The organism is Arthrobacter sp. K41 (assembly GCF_059089645.1).
In genome coordinates, this window is the sequence record NZ_JBNHEW010000004.1 from 153,465 (window position 1) to 177,372 (window position 23,908).

23 protein-coding genes are annotated in these 23,908 nt (G+C 65.4%); 18 read left to right on the plus strand and 5 right to left on the minus strand.

The window, feature by feature from the left end:
* A complete protein-coding gene (locus tag AC5RTE_RS11320; protein ID WP_494041490.1) occupies window positions 1–384 on the plus strand; it encodes a DUF7793 family protein in 384 nt (127 codons plus the stop codon).
* A gap of 24 nt (window positions 385–408) precedes the next feature.
* On the opposite strand, the gene AC5RTE_RS11325 is transcribed toward AC5RTE_RS11320, so the two are convergent.
* Window positions 409–1,431 (minus strand): LacI family DNA-binding transcriptional regulator, encoded by a 1,023-nt coding sequence (locus tag AC5RTE_RS11325; RefSeq protein ID WP_494041491.1) that lies wholly within the window; start codon window positions 1,429–1,431, stop codon window positions 409–411.
* Between the two features lie 150 nt (window positions 1,432–1,581).
* Between AC5RTE_RS11325 and AC5RTE_RS11330 the strand changes: the two genes are divergently transcribed.
* The 8 genes from AC5RTE_RS11330 (at window position 1,582) to AC5RTE_RS11365 (ending at window position 10,294) form a co-directional block, all read left to right on the plus strand.
* A complete protein-coding gene (locus AC5RTE_RS11330) occupies window positions 1,582–1,929 on the plus strand; it encodes an L-rhamnose mutarotase (RefSeq protein WP_494041492.1) in 348 nt (115 codons plus the stop codon).
* Window positions 1,930–2,036: 107 nt separating this feature from the next.
* Window positions 2,037–3,203, plus strand: a complete 1,167-nt coding sequence (gene rhaI, locus AC5RTE_RS11335; protein ID WP_494041493.1) for an L-rhamnose isomerase — start codon at window positions 2,037–2,039, stop codon at window positions 3,201–3,203.
* A 2-nt stretch (window positions 3,204–3,205) separates the two neighbouring features.
* Window positions 3,206–5,257, plus strand: a complete 2,052-nt coding sequence (locus AC5RTE_RS11340) for a bifunctional aldolase/short-chain dehydrogenase (protein ID WP_494041494.1) — start codon at window positions 3,206–3,208, stop codon at window positions 5,255–5,257.
* Entirely contained in the window at window positions 5,254–6,723 is a 1,470-nt protein-coding gene (locus AC5RTE_RS11345; protein WP_494041495.1) for a rhamnulokinase, read from the plus strand. The genes AC5RTE_RS11340 and AC5RTE_RS11345 overlap by 4 nt, the downstream gene beginning before the upstream one ends.
* Before the next feature lie 235 nt (window positions 6,724–6,958).
* A complete protein-coding gene (locus tag AC5RTE_RS11350) occupies window positions 6,959–8,287 on the plus strand; it encodes a glycoside-pentoside-hexuronide (GPH):cation symporter (RefSeq protein WP_494041496.1) in 1,329 nt (442 codons plus the stop codon).
* Between the two features lie 212 nt (window positions 8,288–8,499).
* The gene (locus tag AC5RTE_RS11355) at window positions 8,500–9,633 is read left to right on the plus strand and encodes a 3-deoxy-7-phosphoheptulonate synthase (RefSeq protein ID WP_494041497.1); all 1,134 of its coding nucleotides are present in this window, start codon (window positions 8,500–8,502) and stop codon (window positions 9,631–9,633) included.
* Window positions 9,634–9,791: 158 nt separating this feature from the next.
* Window positions 9,792–10,004: a helix-turn-helix domain-containing protein gene (locus AC5RTE_RS11360; protein ID WP_494041498.1), complete on the plus strand. Its 213-nt coding sequence runs from the start codon at window positions 9,792–9,794 to the stop codon at window positions 10,002–10,004.
* A gap of 191 nt (window positions 10,005–10,195) precedes the next feature.
* On the plus strand, window positions 10,196–10,294 hold the full coding sequence (locus AC5RTE_RS11365; RefSeq protein WP_003792170.1) for a 30S ribosomal protein bS22: 99 nt from the start codon (window positions 10,196–10,198) through the stop codon (window positions 10,292–10,294).
* A gap of 76 nt (window positions 10,295–10,370) precedes the next feature.
* Here the strand turns inward: AC5RTE_RS11365 and AC5RTE_RS11370 are convergent, their stop codons facing one another.
* Window positions 10,371–11,189 carry an HAD family hydrolase gene (locus AC5RTE_RS11370; RefSeq protein ID WP_494041499.1) on the minus strand — a complete coding sequence of 273 codons (819 nt, stop codon included), beginning with the start codon at window positions 11,187–11,189 and terminating at the stop codon, window positions 10,371–10,373.
* Between the two features lie 83 nt (window positions 11,190–11,272).
* Here AC5RTE_RS11370 and AC5RTE_RS11375 point away from each other — a divergent pair, with 83 nt between their 5' ends.
* Entirely contained in the window at window positions 11,273–11,527 is a 255-nt protein-coding gene (locus AC5RTE_RS11375) for a glutaredoxin family protein (protein WP_494041500.1), read from the plus strand.
* A 103-nt stretch (window positions 11,528–11,630) separates the two neighbouring features.
* Window positions 11,631–12,335, plus strand: a complete 705-nt coding sequence (locus AC5RTE_RS11380) for a redox-sensing transcriptional repressor Rex (protein ID WP_494041501.1) — start codon at window positions 11,631–11,633, stop codon at window positions 12,333–12,335.
* Window positions 12,336–12,385: 50 nt separating this feature from the next.
* On the opposite strand, the gene AC5RTE_RS11385 is transcribed toward AC5RTE_RS11380, so the two are convergent.
* The 3 genes from AC5RTE_RS11385 to AC5RTE_RS11395 form a co-directional block, all read right to left on the minus strand.
* A complete protein-coding gene (locus AC5RTE_RS11385; protein ID WP_494041502.1) occupies window positions 12,386–13,165 on the minus strand; it encodes a hypothetical protein in 780 nt (259 codons plus the stop codon).
* 134 nt (window positions 13,166–13,299) lie between these two features.
* Window positions 13,300–13,770, minus strand: coding sequence for a hypothetical protein (locus AC5RTE_RS11390; protein WP_494041503.1), 471 nt, complete (start codon window positions 13,768–13,770; stop codon window positions 13,300–13,302).
* A gap of 103 nt (window positions 13,771–13,873) precedes the next feature.
* Window positions 13,874–14,422, minus strand: a complete 549-nt coding sequence (locus AC5RTE_RS11395) for a YceI family protein (RefSeq protein WP_494041504.1) — start codon at window positions 14,420–14,422, stop codon at window positions 13,874–13,876.
* A gap of 210 nt (window positions 14,423–14,632) precedes the next feature.
* On the opposite strand from AC5RTE_RS11395, the gene AC5RTE_RS11400 reads away from it, so the two are divergent.
* From AC5RTE_RS11400 to AC5RTE_RS11430, 7 genes are all read left to right on the plus strand, one after another.
* A complete protein-coding gene (locus AC5RTE_RS11400; RefSeq protein ID WP_494041505.1) occupies window positions 14,633–15,313 on the plus strand; it encodes a histidine phosphatase family protein in 681 nt (226 codons plus the stop codon).
* 2 nt (window positions 15,314–15,315) lie between these two features.
* Window positions 15,316–15,954 (plus strand): TlpA family protein disulfide reductase, encoded by a 639-nt coding sequence (locus AC5RTE_RS11405; protein ID WP_494041506.1) that lies wholly within the window; start codon window positions 15,316–15,318, stop codon window positions 15,952–15,954.
* A gap of 10 nt (window positions 15,955–15,964) precedes the next feature.
* Window positions 15,965–16,720, plus strand: coding sequence for a cytochrome c biogenesis CcdA family protein (locus tag AC5RTE_RS11410; protein WP_494041507.1), 756 nt, complete (start codon window positions 15,965–15,967; stop codon window positions 16,718–16,720).
* The gene (gene resB / locus AC5RTE_RS11415; protein ID WP_494041508.1) at window positions 16,720–18,489 is read left to right on the plus strand and encodes a cytochrome c biogenesis protein ResB; all 1,770 of its coding nucleotides are present in this window, start codon (window positions 16,720–16,722) and stop codon (window positions 18,487–18,489) included. Before AC5RTE_RS11410 ends, resB begins: the two co-directional genes overlap by 1 nt.
* Complete coding sequence (gene ccsB, locus AC5RTE_RS11420; RefSeq protein ID WP_494041509.1) at window positions 18,489–19,574, plus strand: c-type cytochrome biogenesis protein CcsB; 1,086 nt, start codon at window positions 18,489–18,491, stop codon at window positions 19,572–19,574. Before resB ends, ccsB begins: the two co-directional genes overlap by 1 nt.
* Window positions 19,575–19,726: 152 nt before the next feature.
* Window positions 19,727–21,793 (plus strand): Hsp70 family protein, encoded by a 2,067-nt coding sequence (locus AC5RTE_RS11425; protein ID WP_494041510.1) that lies wholly within the window; start codon window positions 19,727–19,729, stop codon window positions 21,791–21,793.
* Between the two features lies 1 nt (window position 21,794).
* Window positions 21,795–23,858, plus strand: a complete 2,064-nt coding sequence (locus AC5RTE_RS11430; RefSeq protein ID WP_494041511.1) for a LuxR C-terminal-related transcriptional regulator — start codon at window positions 21,795–21,797, stop codon at window positions 23,856–23,858.
* Window positions 23,859–23,908: the final 50 nt, after the last annotated feature.

The following is a 23,908-nucleotide window of genomic DNA, read 5'->3' on the forward strand; positions in this document are numbered from 1 at the left end:
ATGGAGCCGGTAGTGGTCAATGGTGGCAAGGGCACAGTGGAGTTGCGCTCCGGTGGCGTCATCCACCTTATCTGGGAGCCGCAAGTCCGCATAGAACATCATGACGCCCAGGCGGCCATGGCGGCTGTGAACGAGATAGCAGGTGACAGCACTTTCCCGATGTTGGTGGACATGGCCACCACGGAAAACGTCACCAGGGCGGCCCGTTCGGTGTTCTCCGTCCCCTGTGCGGCGAACCGGATCGCGCTGCTGGGTTCCAGCCCGGTGGACAGGATCCTGGCGAACTTTTTCCTGGGCGTGCACGTTCCGCCGTGCCCCACCCGCTTCTTCACCTCCAGGACGGACTCCATGCAGTGGCTGCAGCAGGCCGGCTCGGTGTCTTGAATTAGTCCGCCCCAAAGCAGCCGGTCAGCCCGCCGGCTTTGCGGCCGTGCTCTGCCGGACCACCAGTTCCGGGGTGAAGATGACCGCGCGGTGCCGGGGGTACTGGGCTTCGACTTCTTCAGCCAGGAGTTCGATTGCCGTCCTCCCGAGGGCCTCGGTGGGCTGCCGGATGGAGGAGAGCGGAACCACGGCGGAGGCGGCGAAGTCAATATCGTCGTAGCCGATCAACGCAATGTCCTGCGGTATCCGGAAGGTGTGCGTCATGGCGAGCGACTGCATAACGCCGAGCGCCAGGAGGTCGTTTGCGCAAAAAATTCCATCGGGGAGCTCGCCGCGCTCCCGCTCCACCAGCGAATTGCCGACGCTTCGGCCGGCCAGGACGGTCTGGCCCTCGGAGACCAGCACCTCCAGCGTCGCCTCCGGCTCCTCCTTCACCGCCCGCTGGGCGCCCTGCAACCGGTCCGCCACCTGCCGGATGGACGTGGAGCCGCCCACAAAGGCGAGCCGACGACGGCCGGTATCCAGCAGGTGCCGGGCGGCCAGGTACCCGCCGGCGTCGTCATCAACGGCCACGGAACTGAACTTTTCCTCGTCAGCGAGCCGGTCCACCAGCACGGTGGGCACGCCGCGCTCGCGGAGGAGGTTCAGGCGTTCGGTGACATCGCCCACGGGGGAAATCAGGAGGCCCTGGACGCGCTGCTCCTGGAAGAGGTCGATGTAGTTGGCCTCCCGGCCGGCGTCGTGCCCGCTGTCGCCCAGCAGCACCGCGCTGCCCTGGAGGGCGGCGGCATCTTCGGCCGCCCGGACCACGGAGGTGAAGAACGGGTTTCCCACGTCCAGGACGATCAGGCCAATGGTGCGGCTGTGGCCGGCGCGGAGCTGGCGGGCGGCATCGTTGCGCACGAAACCCAGTTCGTCGATGGCGCGCAGCACCCGTTCCTTTGTCCTCTGCGAGACCCTGTCCGGGTAATTCAGGACATTCGAAACCGTGCCTACCGCCACACCGGCATGGGTTGCTACGTCCTTGATGCTGGCTGAGCGGTTCATGTTTCTCCGTGCTTGTGGGCCGGGCAACTGCGCTTCCCGGTTTTACTGAAGAACAGGGCCAGGAATGCTTGACACCTGCTCAAGTACAAGAGTACGTTGAATCGTAACAATGAAACGATTCAAAGATTTGCGAGTTCAGGAGAGTTCCACATGAGGGTGTGCTTCCGTTCCTCCGTCCAGCCGGCGTTGATGGACGAATACCGCCGCCGCCATGCTGCCGTGTGGCCGGAGATGCTCCGGGCCCTTAAGGAAGCTGGCTGGAACAACTACTCGCTGTTCCTCGGCGAAGACGGGCTCCTGATCGGCTACCTGGAATGCGACGACTTCGACGCCGCCCGGTCCCGCATGGCCCTCGCGGACGTCAACGCCCGCTGGCAGGCGGAAATGGCCAAGCTTTTCGAGAACACCGACCAGGCGCCCGACGAGGGGTTCCAGGTCCTCGAGGAAGTCTTCAACCTCGACAGCCAGCTGGCGGCGGCAGAGTCCTCCGCTCGCTGACACCACCGGGCTCTCCAGCAGCGGGACCGCACCGGGAAACGTCAACACCAACCAGACCACAGCAACCAGACCACAGCCCAACAAGACACCGGGAAAGAACCACCATCATGAATAACGTAGCAACGGCGCTGGGCAGGCTCGAGGAGCTTGCCATCGAGGTCCCCTCATGGGCTTATGGAAATTCCGGTACCCGATTCAAGGTTTTCGGGACGCCTGGCACCCCGCGCACCGTGCAGGAAAAGCTTGCGGATGCGGCGAAGGTGCACGAGCTGACCGGTCTGGCACCCACTGTTGCCTTGCACATCCCGTGGGACAAGGTGGATGACTACGCCGCCTTGAAGGAATACGCCGCGGGGCTGGGCGTGGGCCTTGGCACCATCAACTCCAACACCTTTCAGGATGATGAATACAAGTTCGGGTCGCTGACGTCCTCGAACGAGACGGCGCGCCGGCGCGCCATCGACCACCACCTGGACTGCATCGACATCATGCACGCCACGGGGTCGAAGGACTTGAAGATCTGGCTTGCTGATGGCACCAACTACCCAGGCCAGGATGACATCCGCGGCCGCCAGGACCGCCTTGCCGAATCCCTGCAGGAAATCTATGCCGCCCTGGGCGCCGAGCAGCGCCTGGTGCTCGAATACAAGTTCTTTGAACCGGCGTTCTACCACACCGATGTTCCCGACTGGGGCACCTCCTACGCCCAGACCCTCGCGCTCGGTGAGAAGGCGTTTGTCTGCCTCGACACCGGACACCACGCTCCCGGCACCAACATCGAGTTCATCGTGATGCAGCTGCTGCGCCTGGGCAAGCTCGGCTCGTTCGACTTCAACTCCCGCTTTTACGCTGATGATGACCTGATTGTCGGTGCGGCTGACCCGTTCCAGCTGTTCCGCATCATGCACGAAGTGATCCGGGGCGGCGGCTACGGCCAGGATTCGGGCGTGGCGCTCATGCTGGACCAGTGCCACAACCTGGAGGAAAAGATCCCCGGCCAGATCCGCTCGGTCCTGAACGTCCAGGAAATGACCGCCCGCGCCCTGCTGGTGGATACGGAAGCCCTTGCAGAAGCGCAGCGCTCCGGGGACGTCCTGGCCGCCAACGGCATCTTCAACGATGCGTTCTACACCGACGTCCGCCCGGTCCTTGCCGAGTGGCGGGAATCCCGCGGCCTGCCCGCGGACCCGCTGGCAGCGTTTAAGGCCAGCGGTTACCAGAAGAAGATCAACGAGGACCGCGTGGGCGGCCAGCAAGCCGGATGGGGCGCATAAGAATGACCATGCAGAACACAGGCAACAAGACTGTTGAAGACCTGATTTCGCGTTCCAACCGCCTGGGTGCGGACAAGCGGAACACCAACTTCGCCGGTGGCAACACCTCCGCCAAAGGCGCGGAGAAAGACCCGGTCACGGGTGAGGACGTCCAGCTGCTGTGGGTTAAGGGCTCCGGCGGGGATCTCGGCACACTCAAGGCGGAGAACCTTGCCGTTTTGCGCCTGGACCGGCTCAACGCGCTGAAGAACGTCTACCCCGGCGTTGAGCGTGAAGACGAGATGGTGGCAGCGTTCGATTACTGCCTGCACGGCAAGGGCGGCGCAGCGCCGTCCATCGACACCGCCATGCACGGCCTGGTGGACGCCGCACACGTGGACCACCTGCACCCGGACTCCGGCATTGCCATCGCCACTGCTGTGGACGGCGAGACCCTGACCACCAAGATCTTCGGCAACAAGGTGGTCTGGGTTCCCTGGCGCCGCCCCGGGTTCCAGCTGGGCCTGGACATCGCCGCGATCAAGGAAGCCAACCCGCAGGCCATCGGCACGATCCTGGGCGGACACGGCATCACCGCCTGGGGCGCCACCAGCGAAGAAGCCGAGCAGAACTCGCTGTGGATCATTGAACAGGCCGAGAAGTACATCGAGGAAAACGGCAAGGCCGAGCCCTTCGGCGCCAAGCTCCCGGGCTACGCAGCACTGCCGGAGGCAGGGCGGCGCGCCAAGGCCGCAGCCCTGGCACCCGTCATCCGCGGCCTGGCCTCCACAGACAAACCGCAGCTGGGGCACTTCAGCGATGACGCCGTCGTACTGGAATACCTTGAAGCCGCCGAACATCCGCGCCTGGGCGCCCTTGGCACCTCCTGCCCGGACCACTTCCTGCGCACCAAGGTCAAGCCGCTGATCCTGGACCTGCCCGCGGACGCCTCGGTCGAGGACTCAATCGCACGGCTCACAGAACTTCACACGGCCTACCGCGAGGATTACCAGGCGTACTACGACCGCCACGCAGACCAGGACAGCCCGGCGCTGCGCGGCGCGGACCCGGCCATCGTGCTGGTCCCCGGCGTGGGTATGTTCTCCTTCGGCGCGAACAAGCAGACGGCCCGCGTTGCCGGCGAGTTCTACATCAACGCGATCAACGTGATGCGCGGCGCCGAGGCGATCTCCACTTACGCCCCCATTGAGGAATCCGAGAAGTTCCGAATCGAATACTGGGCGCTGGAGGAAGCCAAGCTGGCACGGATGCCCAAGCCCAAGTCCCACGCAACCCGCATCGCCCTTGTCACGGGCGCGGCGTCCGGCATCGGCAAGGCCATCGCCACCCGCCTTGCCGCCGAAGGTGCCTGCGTGGTCATTGCTGACTTGAACCTGGAGAACGCGGAGAAGGTTGCCGAAGAGCTCGGCGGCCCGGATGTTGCCATCGGTGTCCAGGCTGACGTCACCGACGAAGCCCAGGTTGCTGCCGCCATCGACGCCGCTGTGCTGGCCTTCGGGGGTGTGGACCTGGTGGTCAACAACGCCGGCCTGTCCATCTCCAAGCCGCTGCTGGAAACCACCGAAAAGGACTGGGACCTGCAGCACAACGTCATGGCCAAGGGCTCCTTCCTGGTGGCCAAGGCCGCCGCGAAGGTCATGATTGCCCAAGGCCTGGGCGGGGACATCATCTACATCTCCTCGAAAAACTCCGTGTTCGCCGGCCCGAACAACATCGCCTACTCCGCCACCAAGGCGGACCAGGCCCACCAGGTCCGCCTGCTCGCAGCCGAACTCGGTGAGCACGGCATCCGCGTCAACGGAATCAACCCCGACGGCGTGGTCCGCGGCTCCGGCATCTTCGCCGGCGGCTGGGGCGCCAAGCGTGCCGCGGTGTACGGCGTGGACGAGGAGAAGCTGGGCGAGTACTACGCCCAGCGCACCTTGCTCAAGCGCGAGGTCCTGCCCGAGCACGTGGCGAACGCCGCCGCCGTCCTCACCAGCAACGAACTGTCACACACCACCGGCCTGCACATCCCCGTGGACGCCGGAGTGGCTGCAGCCTTCCTGCGATGAGCACATCCCTCACCGGTGTCGACGGCGGCAGCACCTTTGCCGCCGTCGACATCGGCGCCTCCTCCGGCCGGGTCATCCTGGGCCGGGTCAGCGGCGGCAGCGTCGCCCTGGAAGTTGTGCACCGCTTTCCCAACGGCGTGGTGCAGATCGACGGCGGCCTGCGCTGGGACTTCAACGCCCTGTTCGCTGAGGTGCTAGAGGGACTCCGTGCCGCGGCCGCCGTCGCTGCCGTGCAGGGCGAAAGCATTGCCAGCATCGGCATTGACACCTGGGCGGTGGATTACGGTCTGGTGGACGTGAACGGAAAGCTGGTTGCCCAGCCGTTCAGCTACCGGGACGACCGCAGCAGGGCAGCGGTCGAGTCCGTGCACCGGAAGCTGGACCCTGCACGCCTGTACGGCACCACCGGGCTGCAGTTCCTGCAGTTCAACACCATTTACCAGCTGGCCGCCGAGAAGAACCTCGACGGCCTTCAGGCGCTGCTCATCCCTGACCTGATTGCCTTCCTCCTGACCGGGGTCCGCCGTACCGAGGCCACCAACGCCTCCACCACCGGCCTCTTTGACGCCGTCGCGGGGGAGTGGGCCACTGAATTCCTCACCGCCCTGGGCCTGCGGAAGGATCTGTTCCCACCGCTGATCCAGCCCGGCGAAACTGTCGGCACCCTCCTGCCGGCCATGGCCGCCCAGGTGGGACTGCCGCAGGACACAAAGGTGGTGGCTGTCGGGTCGCACGACACCGCCTCAGCCGTTGCTGCCGTCCCCGCGACAGCGGACAAGGACGGGGAGAACTTCGCCTACATCTCCTCCGGTACCTGGTCACTGGTGGGGCTCGAACTCAAACACCCCGTCCTCACTGAGGCCAGCCGCGAAGCGAACTTCACCAACGAACGCGGCGTGGACGGCACCGTCCGCTACCTGCGCAACATGGGTGGACTCTGGCTCCTCAGCGAGTGCCAACGGACGTGGGCGCAGGAAGGGTTCCGGCCCGATCTCACCGCCCTGCTGGTCGCAGCGGCCGCACTGCCACCGGGCGGGCCGCAAATCAATCCGGACGATCCCTGCTTCATCGCCCCGGACGGCATGCCCGAGCGCATCCTGGCCTTTGTGCGCCGTGCAGGTGATGTACTGCCGGACGATCCGGCTGCCATCACCCGCTGCATCATGGACAGCCTGGCCGCCGGCTATGCCCGCACCATTCGCGACGCCGAGCGGCTCGCTGACCGTTCTGTGGATGTGGTGCACGTGGTGGGTGGCGGTTCGCAGAACCGGTTGCTTTGCCAGCTCACCGCGGACGCCACCGGCAGGAAGGTGGTTGCAGGGCCTGTGGAAGCGACGGCGCTTGGCAATGTCCTGGTGCAAGCCCGCGCTGCGGGTGCCGTTGACGGCGGCCTTGGTGAACTCCGGTCCCTGGTGGCGGCCAGCAGTCCTCTGCAGGTCTTCGTGCCGGAGCTCTCGCGGCTGTAGCCTCAGGCGATACCGCCCGCCCCGGTATCGCCGCCACTCTTCCGTCCCGGCGCGCCACCGTGACCGGTACAAATCCATCCCCGCGGTCCTGCACTATTCCGATGGCGCAACAACCATGAAGGCGGCCAGGAACACCACCGGACGAGGCAGCTGCTGTTTCGACGCAAAGTATTGGGGTAAGTTCCTCCTGTTGGCCCGAGAAAACGGTTTCTGGGGCGGTGGGACCAAGGACGCAATGAAGAAACTCAGCAGACTCAGCGTTTTCGGCTATGGAGCCGGCGACGCCGCGAACAGCATGATCATCAGCACCGGGAACATGTTCCTGCTGGTGTACTACACCGACGTGGCGGGCATTGGGGCGGCGGCGGCAGGAACACTGCTGCTGGTGGCGCGGATATTTAACGCCTTCACGGACGTGGCCGCCGGCCGCATCGTAGACCGCGTCCACAGTAGACGTTGGGGGAAATTCCGCCCGTTTTTGATGTTCGGGTTCGTTCCCCTGCTGTTGAGCGTGGCGGTGTTTCATGTCCCGGACGTCGATCCGGCCATGAAACTGCTCTACGCGTCCTGCACCTACGGACTGGTCTGCCTTACCTACAGCATGGTCAACGTCCCCTACGGCTGCCTGGTGGGCGCCATGACCCAGGAGGCCAAAGACCGCGCCAGACTCGGCGGCGCCCGGACCATTGGCGGCTTGTCGGTAGGAGCCACCCTCGGCTTCTTTGTCGCGCCGCTCCTTGGGGCCGGCCAGGACATGCAGCAGATCTTCACGTGGCTTACCCTGGCCTTCGCCGTCCTGGGCTCGCTCCTGTACATCTTCACGGGCACCGTCTGCGTTGAGCAGGTTCCCGGAAACGTCCCCAAAATCACGCTTGCCCAGAGCATTGCGGCACTGAAGGCAAATTCCCCGCTGGTGATTCTCTGCGTCAGCTCTGTCCTTTTTGTCACCGGAACCTCGGCCACCGGCGCCTCCCAGTTCTACTACCTCCGCGATGTCCTCTCCCGGGTAGACCTGTTCCCCGTCATGGCCGCCGCGCAAGTAGTCATCACCCTTACGCTGGCCGTGCTGATTCCGCGGCCCGTGGCACGGTGGGGCAAGCGCGCGGTCTACAGCGTCGGCGGGGGATTCGGGGCGCTGGGCGGCGTGCTGGTTTTCCTGGCCCCGGCGGACGCGCCACTGCTCGGCCTGGCGGGCCTCGTCCTGGGGCTCCTCGCTTCAGCTTCCGTCAGCATCGTTACGTGGGCGCTGATCGCCGACACCGTGGAATACGGGGAGTGGAAAACCGGCGTCCGGGTCCAAGGCATCAACTACGCGCTCCTGGCCGCCACCAGAAAACTGGGCATGGGTTTCGGCGCCGGCCTCGTAGCCTTCTCCCTGGCGTGGGGCGGCTACGCCTCGGGCACGGCGCAGCAGTCCGACGCCGCAACCCTGGCCATCAAGGCCGCGGCGGGACTGCTGCCCGGAATTCTGGTGCTGGCATCCGTGGGGATCATGTACTGGTACCAACTGACCGACCAAAAGCACGCGGAACTCGTGGCGGGCATGTCCCGTGACGCAACGTAACACTTGGCGGCCGCGGGGGCCTGCGGTTATGGTTCTAGGCATGACAAACCGTTGGTATGCGTATTTTTCGTTGGCTCTGGAGGGGCCCGCGTCTAACTGACACGCATCCAACTTTCCTTCAGAGCCAACAGGGCAGAGATCATTCTCTGCCCTTCGCCGTTTCTCCGGCGGGTTCTGACTGGGCCCGCTCCTATCTGGAACAGGACCCGAACATGAACACCGCAACAGCCCCCGCAAACACCACCGCCGGCAAGCCCGAAGCCGCGGCAAAATCCACCTCTAACCTGCGCGTCAGTGAGTTCACTGCGCTGCCCACTCCGCAGGAAGTCATTACCGAACTGCCGTTGGACGCCCGGGTGGCGGACGTCGTCGAACGCGGACGTGACGAAGTGCGCGCCATCATGGACGGTGTGGATGACCGCTTGCTGGTGATCGTGGGTCCTTGCTCCATCCACGATCCCGAGGCGGGGCTGGAGTACGCACGGCGGCTGGCTGGCCAGGCCGGGAAGCACAAGGAAGACCTGCTGATCGTGATGCGGACCTACTTCGAGAAGCCCCGCACCACGGTGGGCTGGAAGGGCCTGATCAACGATCCGCGGCTGGACGGCAGCCACGAGATGGTCACCGGACTCCGGACGGCACGGCACTTCCTGCAACAGGTCACCGCCCTCGGACTCCCCACCGCCACGGAGTTCCTTGAACCGATCAGCCCGCAGTACATGGCAGACCTCATCTCCTGGGGAGCAATTGGGGCCCGCACCACCGAAAGCCAGATCCACCGGCAGCTCGCCTCCGGCCTCTCCATGCCCATTGGCTTCAAGAACGGGACCGACGGCGATCTCCAGGTCGCCATCGACGCCTGCGGTGCGGCCGCGGCGGCCCAGTCTTTCCTCGGCATCGACGGTGACGGCCGGGCCGCGCTGGTGGCCACCGCCGGAAACCCGGACACCCACGTGATCCTCCGCGGCGGACGCAAGGGGCCCAACTACTCTGCCGCAGATGTCCAGGCCGCTTCGGCGAAGCTGGCGGGCAAGCAGCTGAACCCACGCCTGATCATTGACGCCAGCCATGCCAACAGCGGCAAAAGCCACCACCGCCAGGCCGAGGTGGCGCTGGAAATCGGCGACCAGCTCGAGGAGGGCGGTGCGTCGGGTCAAGCCATCGCAGGGGTCATGCTGGAAAGCTTCCTGGTAGGCGGAGCGCAGAACCTCGACGTTGTCGAGCACGCAGCCGGCCGGTCGGAGCTCGTCTACGGGCAGAGCGTGACGGACGCGTGCATGGACTGGGACGTTTCGCTCTCGGTGCTGGACCGGCTGGCAGCCTCCGCGCGCAAGCGCAGGAGGTAGGCGCCCGAGCAAATTGAGGGTGTCCAGTCTTTCACATTGGCCACAGGAACATCTAGAGTATCTAGAAGTGGTTGGTGGATGGCTCAGCATCGGATACACCGCATTGGCACGTACCTGGGGTCACTGTTGTCCATCCGTCAGCAAAGGAAAATAGGGAAATGTCGGCAGAACAGAACTTTTCCACCGCAAAGTTCCTGACCGTGGCTGAAGTAGCCCAGGTCATGCGCGTCTCCAAAATGACCGTCTACCGGCTGGTCCACTCCGGCGACATGCCGGCTGTGCGCTTCGGCCGTTCATACCGGGTACCCGAAACCGCCGTGGAGCAGTACCTCAAAGGCGCCGTAGTGGACGGGCACACGGAAACCGCCTGAGGCCATGGCGTCGCAAAAGCCGTATTTCCGCTGATGGGAGGACGTCCGGTCAGAAGCCCCTCCCGATAGGCGTTACCCTGTTAAGGAACGTTTTACGTCATTGTAAGAATCTGTCAGTTGTTCAGTTCGTAGCTCTGTCCACGAACACTTTCCATCAGACAGGTACTGCATCTAGTTTGTGAGGAACTTTCGTGGGTTCAGTTATTAAGAAGCGTCGCAAGCGTATGGCCAAGAAGAAGCACCGCAAGCTGCTTCGCAAGACCCGTCACCAGCGCCGCAACAAGAAGTAGAGATACTTCGAACAGCGTGGAAATGCCCGTCGCCTTCCGAGGCGGCGGGCTTTCCATTTTAAGGGCAGGCCAAGACTCAGATCCGGGGGCCGCGGATGCGGCCAAAGCCTTTCCAGACTCCGTAGACGGCGCCGCAGGCGGTGGCCGCCTTTAGCCCGAAGGTGGCCGCGCGGCGGCCGGAACGGAAGTCGTAGACGGGCCAGTTGTTGTCGCGGGCGTGGCGGCGCAGGCGGGCGTCCGGGTTGATGGCCACCGGGTGGCCCACCAGGGTGAGCAGCGGAATGTCGTTGTAGGAGTCGCTGTAGGCCCAGCAGCCTTTGAGGTCGAGCTCCTCGGCGTCGGCGATTGCCTGGACGGCCAGGGCCTTGGCGGAGCCGTGCAGGATGTCTCCCACCAAACGGCCGGTGTACATGCCCTCGGAAATCTCCCCGACGGTTCCCAGTGCTCCGGTCAGTCCCAGGCGGGTCGAAATCACGGTGGCAACTTCGATGGGGGTCGCCGTGACCAGCCAGACCCGCCGTCCCACGCGGAGGTGCTGCTCGGCCAGTGCCTTGGCGCCGGGCCAGATCCGGGAAACGATCATTTCGTCGTAGACCTCTTCGCCGAGGGCCTTGACGTCGTCCACCGTGATGCCGGCGGCCAGTGTCAGTGCGGAGTCGCGGACTGCGTGGACGTCGTCCATGTTCTCACCGCGGGCCACGAACTTGAACTGCTTCCAGGCAAACCCGGCGGCCTGGGCAAGCGTAAAGGCTCCGCGCTGGTGCATCTTGCGGGCTACGTGGAAGAGGCTGGCGCCGCGCATGAGGGTGTTGTCCACATCGAAGAACGCTGCCTCGCCGGGCTGCGGCGCCACAACCGGCTTGGTGACTACGGCGACGTAATTCTCCTCGGGCATAAAGCCGAGTCTAGTCAATAGGCAGAGGGCAGAGGGCAGGCGGCGGCGTCGCCGGCCCCGGACAACGGGGCTACGGTTAAGCCATGGCCACACCACGCGTCGTCCTGATCACCAAAGCTGACTGCCACCTCTGCGAAGAAGCGCGCGGCGCCGTCGGCCGGGTGACTGCCTCGCTGGGGCTTGAGTGGACGGAAGAGCTGGTGGACCACCAGCCGGAACTGCGAGACCGCTACGCCGAAGAAATTCCGGTGGTGCTGGTGGACGGCGTGCAGCGGGACTTCTGGAAGATCGATGAAGTCCGGCTGGAACGCGTGCTTCAGCGGGCCATGGCGCAATAGGGATTCAGTACCGTGAGCGCGCATGTCCCATGGACAGCTGCTTTGTTGGCATTGGCCGGAGGGCTCTAGAGTGGAGTCACAACGCGATGCGAGGGAGGGGCTGGTGGCTTCGCTGGATCCAACTCCCCAGGCTGTCCCGGATCTTCCGGACACCACGGGTACGCCGGCCAAACAGATTCCACCCGCAGCGGTGGCCCGGCTGACGCTCTACCTGCGTGCCTTGAACACCCTGCTCGCCGAGGGAGTGGAACGCGTCTCCTCGGAATCCCTTGCCGAAGCCTCAGGCGTCAGTTCAGCTACCTTGCGCAAGGACCTCTCCCACGTGGGCTCCTACGGGACCCGCGGCGTCGGGTACGAGGTGCAGTACCTCAGCCGCCACATCGCCGCTGCGCTCGGGCTGACGCACGACTGGAAGGTCGCCATCGTAGGCGCGGGCAACCTTGGCAAGGCCCTGGCACGGTACGGCGGCTTCGAATCGCGGGGGTTCGACGTCGTTGCCATCTTTGACGCCGACCAGATGGTGGTGGGCAACGAAGTGGGATGGCTGCGCGTCAGTGACGTGGCCGACCTGGAAACAGTGCTGCACCGCACCGGGGCAAACATGGTGGTGCTGGCGCTGCCGGCCGCCGTCGCACAGGATGTCTGCGACCGAGTGGTGGCCGCCGGTGTCCGCAGTGTCCTGAGCTTCGCGCCCGTGATGCTCCAGGTGCCGGAGGGGGTTAACCTCCGCAAGGTGGACATGGCCACAGAACTGCAGATCCTGGCTTACCACGCACAGCGGGCGCAGGCCCCGGGGCAGACCGCCTAGGCTTCAAGCGGTTCCGGGACCCACGCCCGCTGGTGCGGGAAGTGTGCGGTTTATCGGCCGTAGGGGTTGCCCATGCCGCCGCCGTAAGGGTTGGCGAAAGGCTGCCGCTTCTGGAAGTACGGGGCGGCTGCCGGCAGGTAGAGCAGGACGATGGCGGCGATCCCCAGGAGGGTGCCGAGGGTTCCGAAACTCGGGACACCGAAAAGGCCGAAGATGGACAGCGCCGCAAAGACGGTACCCAGGATGCGGGCCCAGTTTTTTCCTTTGCGGATGAAGAAGGCCACCAACAGGTAGAGCCCTGCGCCCAGGATCGCGAACACCACCAGGGTGCCGGCGATGACGCCCTTGATGTCCTCGTATGAGACGCCCGCTCCGGAGCCCTCCACCTGCTGCTCAAAGGTCTGACGGAACACCGGGTCGTCCAGCTGCGTGAGTCCGGTGAGCATGGAGATGACGAAGATCGCGGCGGAGGCGATCAGCAGCCAGAAAGAGATGTTGACCAGTTGCGGCACTCCGTTGCTGCCCGTGGGCTGCGGCTGCTCCGACGGGTACTGGGCGTAGGGGGACTGGCCGTATGGCTGCTGCCCGTACGGCTGCTGGCCAAAGCCCGGAGCCTGCGGCGGGTTCTGGCCATACTGCGGAGTGTTTTCCCCATACTGTGGTGCGCCGGACTGGCCGTACTGCGGCGGGTTCTGCCCGTATTGCGGCGGGTTTTGCCCGTACTGCGGAGCGTTCTGGCCGTACTGCGGCGGATTCTGCCCGTAACGCGGCTGCTGGTTTCCCTGCTCCGGATCGTTGGGCACGGGAGGCGGGACGGGAGGGTTACTCATGGGCTGTCCTTTGGCGTGTCGGGTTCTGGTAGGCTGCCGGGTTTCGGTCCTCTGCCCTACCCCCAGCATGGCTTAAGTCCACCGTACCCCCGCACGGGCAGCAGATGAGTCATTCCAGGGCGGTATTCACCCCGTTAGCGGCTGCGTTCCCGGCCTTCGTTTCCCACCGCGGCAAACCAGGCCTGCGGGTTGGGCAGCCAGAGCAGGACCGTTGCCGTCAGGCTGATCAGGAAGCCGGCCCAGTTGCCGCCCTGGCCAACGCCCATCGCCACATTGGTAAGGGCCAAAAGCAGGGTGACGCCCGTCAACACCGTGAGGGCCAGCCGGGCCCACTGCTTTCCCTCTTTCATCTTGAGCGCAAAGACGATCTGCGCGGCCCCGACGGCGGCCGCCAGCAGCATGAGCAGGAGAACCCCAACCGCCGCACCGGGTGCTGCGGCAAAAAGCACCAGCGAGGCAAGCATGCCCAGCATTCCGCCAAGAAGGCCCAGCAGTCCGCCGACGAACCAGATCCAGAACGAGACTTTGAGCTCGGTGGGGAGCCCGGCCACCGAGAACATGCCGGCGAAACCGTTGCGGGGCCTGGTGCTGTCAAAGTTGCTCATGGCCATCACTGTAGCCCTGGGCCTGCAAGGGCGGGCTTAAAAGGTAGCGCCCCGGTGCCGGCTGAAGCCGGTGCCGGGGCGCCGTCAGTAAGGTGCGCAGGAACTACGCTGCGGGAGCGATGAAGGCGAGTTCGAGATTGATGGCAACCTTGTCGCTCACCAGGACACCGCCGGTTTCGAGGACGGCGTTCCAGGTCAGGCCGAAGTCCTTGCGGCTGATGGTGGTCTCAGCGGAGACACCGGCGCGGGTGTTGCCGAACGGGTCCACGGCCACACCGTTGAACTCGGTCTCCAGGGTGACGGGGCGGGTGACACCCTTGATGGTGAGGTCGCCGGTCAGTTCGTAGCTGTTGCCCTTGGCGACGAGTCCGTTGGAGACGAAGGACATCTCGGGGAACGTCTCGACATCGAAGAAGTCTTCACCGCGGACGTGGCCGTCGCGGTTGGCGTCACCGGAGTCGAAGCTTGCCGTCTGGATGGTGGCGTTGATCCGGGTGTCTGCCACGTCCTGGCCGAGTTCCAGGGTTGCTGCTGCTTCCTTGAACTGGCCGCGGACCTTGCTGATTCCGGCGTGGCGGACGGTGAAGCCGATTTCGCTGTGGGAATTGTCCAGGGTCCAGGTGCCGGTGGTGACGTCTGCGGGAAGTGCCATGATGTTGCTCCTTGAGGTGTTCGCTTGTTCCATGGTGTTGAAACTTCATCTATTGAAGTATCAACTAACTGCTGCATCCAGTATAAACATGCATTTGCATCTTTTGTTCCCCGCTTCGGAACATTTCTTCAAGAACTTTGGTTCTACTCTTTGTAGAAAGCATGCGCAGAAGATTTCGGATCGCACGCCATCTTTGAGAAACTGGTAAACATGCCCCAAGCCACTGTCCACCTGCTCCGCCACGGCGAGGTCCATAATCCCGACGGCGTTTTGTACGGAAGGCTGCCCGAATTCCACCTCTCGGAACTGGGGCAGGAGATGGCACGCACCCTCGCTGAGCACTTCCGGCAGCGCGCCGACAACGGTGCCCGCATCACTTACCTTGCCGCCTCGCCGCTGGACCGTGCGCAGGAAACTGCCCGGCCGACGTCGGACGCCCTGCACCTGCAAATCCATACGGAGGAGCGGATCATCGAGGCAGAGAATTACTTCGAGGGCATGAAGGTCTCCAAGGCCGAACTGCGCAGGCCCAAGCACTGGCCGCGGCTGGTCAACCCCCTCCGGCCATCATGGGGCGAGCCCTACAAGCAGCAGGCGGCAAGAGTCATGGAAGCGGCGCAGGAAGCGCGCCTGCGTGCTATCGAACTGGCTGCCGGCGACTTCGGGGCAGAAGGCCCGGAAGCAATTATGGTCAGCCACCAGCTTCCCATCTGGGCTACCCGGCTCAGCGCGGAAGGCAAGCCGCTGTGGCACGATCCGCGCAAGCGCGAGTGCACGCTCACCTCCATCACGTCACTGGTGTTCGATGACGACGGCACCCTTGTGCGCGTCAAATACAGCGAACCCGCGGCGTCCCTTCTTCCTGGTGCGGCGAGCACCCCTGGAGCCTAGAAGTGACTGACAGTTCCACCACCAGGGGCAGGCCCGGCCTGCCCGTCACCTCCCGCCGCAGCGTACTCGCTGCCGGTGGCCTCGCCCTGACCGCGCTCACCCTGGGCCTTTCGGCCTGTGCCCAGGAGGACGCCCTCGCAGAGCAGGCAAGGGCCGGGGACAACAAGAACTACGTGGCCGGCGACGGCTCCGTCACGGAGTTCGCTGGCAGCGACCGGAAGTCCGCCGTCCAGATCAACGGCACGCTGTTCAACGGCACGGCGGTTGCGCCTGCCGACTTCCAGGGCAAGGTCACCGTCCTGAATTTCTGGTTCGCCGCCTGCGCACCGTGCAGGGTGGAGGCGCCCATCCTTGAGGAACTTCACCAGGAATTCAAACCCCAGGGCGTGCAGTTCTTTGGGGTCAATCTCCGGGACGAAAAGGCCACCGCGGAAGCTTTCGACAAGTCCTTCAACCTGACCTACCCCAGCTTTGACGACAAGGACGGCGGCGTCCTGCTGGCCGTCAGCGGACTGGTTCCCCCCGGAGCCGTCCCCACCACCCTGGTGCTGGATAAGCAGGGGCGTGTTGCTTCCCGCGTCCTGGGCGAAATCCAAAAGGGCACCCTGAAAGCCCTCATGGCTGCCGCCGTGGCAGAGTAGCGGCGGACCCGTGAACAGCCCCTTCGCCGAAGCCATCCTCAACGGCTCGCTCCTCCTTGCCATTCCGGTGGCGCTGCTGGCCGGGTTGGTCTCCTTCCTGTCCCCCTGCGTCCTGCCCTTGGTTCCGGGCTACCTCGGCTATGTCACCGGCCTGAGCGGTGTGGACCTGGAGAAGCAAAAGCGCGGCCGGATGCTGGCTGGGATCGGGCTGTTCGTGCTGGGCTTCTCCGTGATCTTCGTCCTGCTCGGCGGGGCGTTCGGGCAGTTGGGCACCCTGATTACCGGCTCGCAGAATGCCTGGATCACACAGGTGCTGGGCATCCTGGTGATCGTTATGGGTGTGGTGTTCATGGGCGGCTTCAGCTGGCTGCAGCGCGACGCTAAAATCCACGCCAAGCCGCCGGCCGGACTGTGGGGAGCGCCCCTTCTGGGCCTGACGTTCGGACTCGGTTGGGCACCGTGCATCGGACCCACCTATTCAGCGGTCCAGCTCCTGAGCCTCTCCGGCGGGTCCTCCGCTGCCAAGGGCGCGTTCCTTGCTTTCGTCTACAGCCTCGGGCTGGGAATTCCCTTCCTGCTCATTGCCCTGGCGCTCCGCCGGGGGATGGGTGTCATGGCGTTCTTCCGCAGGCACCGCCTCGCCATCCAGCGCATTGGCGGCGGCATCCTGGTGGTCCTTGGGCTCCTGATGGCCAGCGGCGTCTGGGGGACCTGGGTGACCGGCCTGCAGTACTGGTTCCAAACCGATGTGAAGTTGCCAATCTGATGAGCGAGCGCGTGAACATAGAGAAGAAGACTTCGGATCCGGTGGGTGGCGCCAAGCTGTCAGAGGCCAAGGCTGGGGCAGCACTGCCGGTATTGGGGCCGATGGGCATGCTCCGGTGGGCCTGGACCCAGCTCACCAGCATGCGCACAGCACTGTTCCTCCTGCTGCTCCTCGCCGTCGCCGCAGTCCCGGGCTCGCTTTTCCCGCAGCGGCCGGCCAATCCGTCCGTCGTCACCCAGTACATCAAGGACAACCCGGACTACGGCAAGCTGCTGGACACCCTCCAGCTGTACGACGTCTACTCCTCGGCCTGGTTCTCAGCCATCTACCTGCTGCTGTTCATCTCCCTCATCGGTTGCGTGGTGCCCCGGGCCATCGCCCACTACAAGGCAATGCGCTCCCAGCCGCCGCGGACCCCCAAACGGCTGTCCCGCCTCCCGGAGTACGGCACCCTGGTCATTCCGTCCGACGCCGGGATCCCGGCGTCGGACGCCATCAACAGCGCCGCCGGGGTGCTGAAGAACCGCGGCTACCGCGTGGAGGTCCGGGACAGCGGCGGCGAGCGTCCTTCGCTGGGCGCCGAGCGCGGTTTCGCGAAGGAAGTGGGGAACCTGGTGTTCCACACGTCCCTGATCGGGGTCCTGGTTTCCGTGGCCGTCGGCGGCCTGTTCGGCTACAGCGGCCAGCGGATCCTGGTGGAGGGCGACACGTTTGTGAACACCCTGGTGGGCTATGACCAGTTCACGCCGGGCACCAATTTCCAGTCGGGCCAGCTCGAGCCCTACTCAGTGCAGCTGGATAACTTCGACATCACGTTCGACCGCGAGTCCGAGGGCAAGGTGGGCCAGCCCATCGACTTCTCCGCCGCGGTAACCACGAAGGAGAACCCCGACGCGCCTGCCCGGAAAGAGATCCTGAAGGTTAACGATCCCGTCACCCTGGGCGGCACCAGCATCTACCTGACCGGCAATGGGTACGCTCCCGTAGTGACCATCCGGGACGGTGAAGGCAACGTGGCCATGCAGGGTCCGGTGGTGGCTAAGTTGCAGGGGGACAACTACTACTCCTCAGTGGTGATCAAGGTGCCGGACGCCAAGCCGGAGCAGCTGGGCTTTGCCGGGTTCTTCCTGCCTACGGCCTTCATTTCGGATCAGGGGGTGTCCTTCAGCGGCGACCCCGAACTCTTCAACCCGCAGCTGACGCTGAACTCCTACTACGGCGACCTTGGCCTGGACGACGGCTCCCCGCAGAACGTCTTCGAGCTGGATGTGCAGGACCTGACCCCCCTTAACGCAAGGAACCTCGACGCCGGCGGCATCACCCTTGCCCCGGGGAGCAGCTACACGCTGCCCGACGGCAAAGGCAGCATCAGCTTTGACGGCGTGAAACGCTACATCGGCGTGGACATCCACCACAACCCCGGCCAGCTCTACGCCCTGATTTTCGCGCTCCTCGCCGTCGCAGGCCTGATTCTTTCGCTCTACGTCAACCGCCGCCGCGTCTGGGTCCGCACAGGCACCAACGCAGACGGCTCCACCATGGTGGAGTACGGGCTCCTGGCCCGCGGTGAGGACCACCGGCTTGCCGCCGAGGCCGAAGCAGTGCGGAAACTGCTGTCAGGTGAATGGCATATCGACCCCGCCGCGGCCCGACCGGGACCCGCACAACAAACTCCCAGCAGCGCGCGCGATAATAGCGACGGCCCTGCCACGACTGCAGGCCGAGCCACCACCACAGCAGGCCCCGCCGGGCCCGAAAAGGACCAGTAATGCCGTACGGAATCAACGAGACCATGGGCCAGTACAGCGAGCTCTTTATGCTGCTGGCTGCCGGCACCTACACGGTGGCCTTCATCGCTTTCGCCTGGGACCTGGCCAAGAGCAGCAAGGCACTGCGCGCTGTTGACCTGAAGGCGGCACAGGCAGAAGAGCCGGCAAGGGTGCCGGCCGGCGCCCTTGCCGGGGACCGCACGGAGTCCCAGCTCGCCGGGCCTGCGGGCAGGGCTGAACGCCCGACGTCGTCCGCAGCCCGCTCAGGCGGCAGCGGGGCCGGAGGAGTGGTTACCGCCGACGCGGATATGCGGTACGCCGGCGAGCGTCGTGCTCCCGCGCGGGTGGCCGTGGCCCTCACCGTCCTGGGCGCGCTGATCCACGGCGCCGGCGTGCTGACCCGCGCGCTGGGAGCGGGCCGGGTGCCCTGGGGCAACATGTATGAATTCCTCACCACCGGCGCCTTCGTGGCCGTGGCCGTGTTCCTGCTGGTGCTGATTCGCCGCGACCTGCGCTTCCTCGGCACGTTCGTGGTGGGGCTGGTCATCATCATGCTGGTGGCCGCCTCCGTTGCGTACTGGACGCCTGTAGGCCACCTGGTTCCCGCCCTGCAGAGCTACTGGCTCATCATCCACGTGTCCATCGCGGTGCTCTCCTCCGCCTTGTTCACCCTGACGTTTGCGATGTCCGCGCTGCAGCTCGTGCAGGCACGCCGGCTGAGGACCGTTGCCGCCGGCGGTGCGGACAAACTGGGCTTCATGCGCCTGGTGCCGTCCGCCCTGAGCCTGGAAAACCTCTCGTACCGGATCAACGCCATCGCGTTCATCGGCTGGACCTTCACCCTGATGTTCGGGGCCATCTGGGCCGAAAAAGCCTGGGGCCGGTTCTGGGGCTGGGACACCAAGGAAGTGTGGACGTTTGTCATCTGGGTTGTCTATGCAGGTTACCTGCACGCCCGGGCAACGCGGGGCTGGACAGGCACCAGGGCAGCCTGGCTGTCAATCGTTGGCTACCTCTGCGTCATCTTCAATTTCACCATTGTCAACCAGTTCTTCAACGGGCTGCATTCGTACTCCGGGCTCTGAACAGGGCTTTAACACCAGCGGCAAGGACACTTTCCGTAAATAACAATTCGGTGTAGCAATAGGACTGTTCGGGGTCCTGCCGTGATGCTACCTTGGTGAAGTCCGCCCGTGATGAAGCTTGCAGGCGAAACACCAGTTTCACCGAGGTACCCATGAGCTACGTGCTCGCCATTGATGTCGGCACCAGTTTCACTGCTGCCGCGATTGCCCGGTTTGACCAGGGATCTTCCCCTGCCCCTGAGGGCCTGCCGTTGGGCCTCCGCGGGGCAGCGGTGCCCTCAGTTATCTACTACCCCGAGGACGGGCCCATCCTGGTGGGGGAGGCGGCAGAACGCCGCGGCCTCGATTCACCCGCGCGGGTGGTCCGCGAATTCAAGCGCAGGGTGGGCGACTCCGTACCAATCTCCGTAGGGGAGCTGTCACTTCCCCCTGAGGATGTTTTCGCCACCATGGCCCGCTGGGTGGCAGACCTGGCCGAGGAGCGCGAGGGCGCGCCGCCGTCGGCGGTGGTGCTCACACATCCTGCCGCCTGGGGCAGCCACCGCACCTCGGTCATCCTCGCTGCCATGGCCGCCAGGGGCCTGAAGAACGTCACCCTCGTTACCGAACCGGAAGCCGCGGCACTTTATTACGCCTCCCAGGTCCGGGTGGAGGACGGCAGTACCATCGCGGTGTACGACCTCGGCGGAGGTACCTTTGACACCGCCGTACTGAGGAAGGCCGGCAGCAGCCGATTTGAGCTGGTGGGGCGCCCCGAGGGCATTGAGAACCTGGGCGGCGCCGACTTCGACGCCGAAGTGTTCCGCTACGTCGCCGCGCACACCGGAGATGCCCTATCAAAGCTCAGCCCTGAGGACGCGGGCGTCCGCGGGGCGCTGGCCAGGCTGCGGCGGGAGTGCGTTGAAGCCAAGGAGGCGCTTTCGGCGGACAGCGAGGCAAACATCTCCGTCCTTCTTCCCGGCGTCCAGCAGCAGGTCCGCCTGGTACGGTCCGAGTTCGAAGCCCTGATCGAGGAACCCATCCGCGACACCGTGGACGCGCTGGAACAATCACTGGCCCAGATGGAACTGAAGCCTGCGGACCTGACCGCCGTGCTGCTCATCGGTGGATCATCGCGGATTCCCCTCGTGGCGCAGCTGATATCGGAACAGCTGGACCGGCCCATCGCCGTCGACGCCGATCCGAAGTCGTCCATCTGCCTTGGCGCCGCAGTTTCAGCAGTTCTGGCTCGTGCGGAAGTTCCCGAAGCCAAGGAACCGACGCCGGAAGCGGCGCCCGGCAAGGACCCTGCGGAAGCCGGCCTTACCGCCGTCGGGATTCTTGCCGTGGCCGATCACAAGCCGGGACGCCGGGCCAGTTGGTCGCGCAAAGGCGCGACGGCCGCCGGTGCGGTTGCCGGACCGGCCCATGGGCATGCCCACGGCGGTGCGCATGCTCCAAAGCCAACCGTCCGGCTGACAGCCATAGCAGCCGCGGCTGCCCTGGTGTCTGTCCTCACGGCCACCGCCGCCCAGAGCCCGGGAGGCTTGAGCAGCCTCACATCAATCCTCGGCCAGCAAGCGGAAGCCGCGCCGGGGACCGATTCCGCCCCTGGTGGTATGGGTGGGGGAAGCGGGCCGGGTCAGGGAGCCGCAGCAGCCGGCGGGGCACCGGTGGCAGGCATTGAAGCAGGCGTGGACAGGAAAGCCGCGTCCGCAGGCGGGGCAGGCCTCGACGTGGAGGCCTCGCCCACCAGCCGCCCGTCGTCCAGCGCCGGCGCAGGCTCCGGCCAAGCCGGTGGGGGGTCCACAGGCGGTGCAACTGCCGGTTCGGGCACGGGTACCCCTGCTGCAGGTGGCGGTACAACCGGATCAGCCGGCGGCGGAGCAGCTGCCGGGACTCAGGATCCCGCCGGGACGCCCGTAACGAACCCTGGAACCGGGGAGCCGGCACCTGCAGGTCCTGGCACTCCTGACCCCGGCACGCCGGTGACTACTCCGGATCCGGTGACGACCCCGAATCCGCCGGTGGTGACCGACCCTCCGGTGGTGACAGAACCGCCGGTGGTCACTGAACCGCCGGTGGTGACCGACCCTCCGGTGGTGACAGAACCTCCGGCAACGACTCCGATTCCTCCTGCGGACCCGACACCGGTGGACCCGCCTCCTGCGGACCCTGTAACTCCGGCGGAAACGGTTCCCGCTTCTGCGCCGATCACCAACTCCGAGCCGGCGGTTTAGGATGGCTGGTCATCAAACGCGCGAGGAAGTGCATGGTCTGTTCCACCCGGAGCTGAACCATCAAAGCCCCCAGGCTGCCGAGCAGATGGCCCGGCAGCTCAAGGGCGAGAACGCAGCAGTGCGCGAGCTTCTGCTGGCCCTGTCGGTTGGGTTTGTGCTGCCCGGACCCTTGCCTGCAGATTTGCAGCGGAAAATCGACGGCGGCGAGGTGGAAAGCGTCGATGCCCTGGCCGCACGGGCAGAGTCTGCCGGGCTGCTTTCTCCGGACGGAAGCGTCGTGGGACCGGCACAGCACGCCCTGCTGAACGTAGCGCCCACTACCAGGGTGCACGCACTGCAGCGTGAACTTGTATCCCTGTATGTGGCAGACCGCCAGCCACTGGGGGACCTGGCCCGCGAGCTGGCCCGCGGTGGGTTGGCGGACCCCCACGTTGCCGCTGAGCTGGAGCACGGGGGTGACAAGGCTCTGGAGCATGATCCTGCTCTGGCCGCACAGCTTTACGGAGAGGCACTCCTGGCCGGAGCTGACGAGATAGCAACCGCTGCCCGCCGTGCCCAGGCGGCCGCGGCCGACGGCGACCTCGACACTGCCACCCGCATCATTGACAGCCTCCTGGTCTGTCCGGAACCGCCGGACGTTCGCCGCGGAGTGGACGTCGCGTCAGCAGTCTGGGCGCAGCGGGGAATGCTGGCACGCAGTGCCGACGCCTACAGCTGGTTGGGAGCCTCCAGGTTGGGACCCTCGGCGCCGCTGGCCGCCGTCGCCATGATTGGCTGCGGCAACCGGCCCGGAGCGGAGTCGCTGTTCCAAAGCGATGCGCCGGCATCCCCGACACTGCTGGCCGCCGCGCTGACCCAGACGGGAAAGGGCATCCTCGAGTCGCTGGGGCAGGATCCGCAGCAGGCGCTCCCGCTGCTGATCCATGCCTCTGACATGCTCAATGCCACCGGCACAGCCCTTCCTCTTCCGGATACTCCTGCCGCCCTCGCAGCGCTGATGGCCCTGCACAGCGGCGAGCCGCACCTGGCAGAAACCGTATGCCGCTCGGCAGCCGCTGCAGGGCAGGGCGGTAACGCCGCAAAGCCGCGGCTCTTCCTGCTTCAGGCGTGGTCGGCCATGCAGCAGGACAAACTCGAGGACGCCAGGTTGGCCATCAATGAGGCGTCAAAAGCCAACCACTGGCCTTTGGTGCCGAGGGATGAGTTCCTGCGGGCAGCGCTGGAAGTGGGCCTTGCCCGGCGCAACGGCGAGATAGCTGAACTGGTTGTGGCCTGGGAACGGGCACGTGAGGCTATGCTGCACACGTCCGTAGACCTGTACAGCCTGCTGCCGTGGGGTGAGCTGATGATCACTGCTGCGCGGCTGCGCGAGACCCGCCGTGTGGCGCACTACCTCGACGAGGCCAAGCGGCTGCTGGGGCGCCTTGGTGATCCACCGCTGTGGGCGGTGCCCTTCCACTGGGCCGGCGTGCAGGCTGCACTGCTGGGTGAAAGCCCGGCGGAGCTGGCCCCGCATGCGTCGGCACTCGCGCGGGCCGCCCAGCACAGCCACCTGGCTGTTGTGCTTGCTGCCGCCGGCAAGGCGTGGGTTTCGGTGCTGGCGCGCAGGTTCCAGCCCGCCGACGTCGAAATGGCTGCGCGGGGCCTCGGCAGGGTGGGAATGCCTTGGGAAGGTGCAAGGCTGGCCGGACACGCTGCTGCCCGTGCGGAGGAGCGCAAGGACATGGTGCGCCTGTTGTCCTGCGCCAGGGACCTTCACCCGCAGGGAAGTTCGGCGGGAAACGGAACCTCCGGCGTGCAGGACTCCCAGACTGCTTCCGGCAACGAACCGGCCACCGGCATGCAGCCGGACGGTTCCGGGCTGAGCGAGCGTGAAAAGGAAGTGGCTCGGCTGGTGCTTGAGGGCAAAACGTATCGGGAGATCGGGGAGACGATTTACATCTCTCCCCGGACTGCCGAACACCACATTGCCCGGATGCGCCGGCGGCTCGGTGCAGAGAACCGGTCGGATCTCCTGGCCAGGCTGCGCCTGGCCCTGGGTGCCGAGAATCCCCAACAGGACTAAACCCCTAATACCCCTAATCGGACGGCCGGCGGTTCCCCGGCAGGGGATCC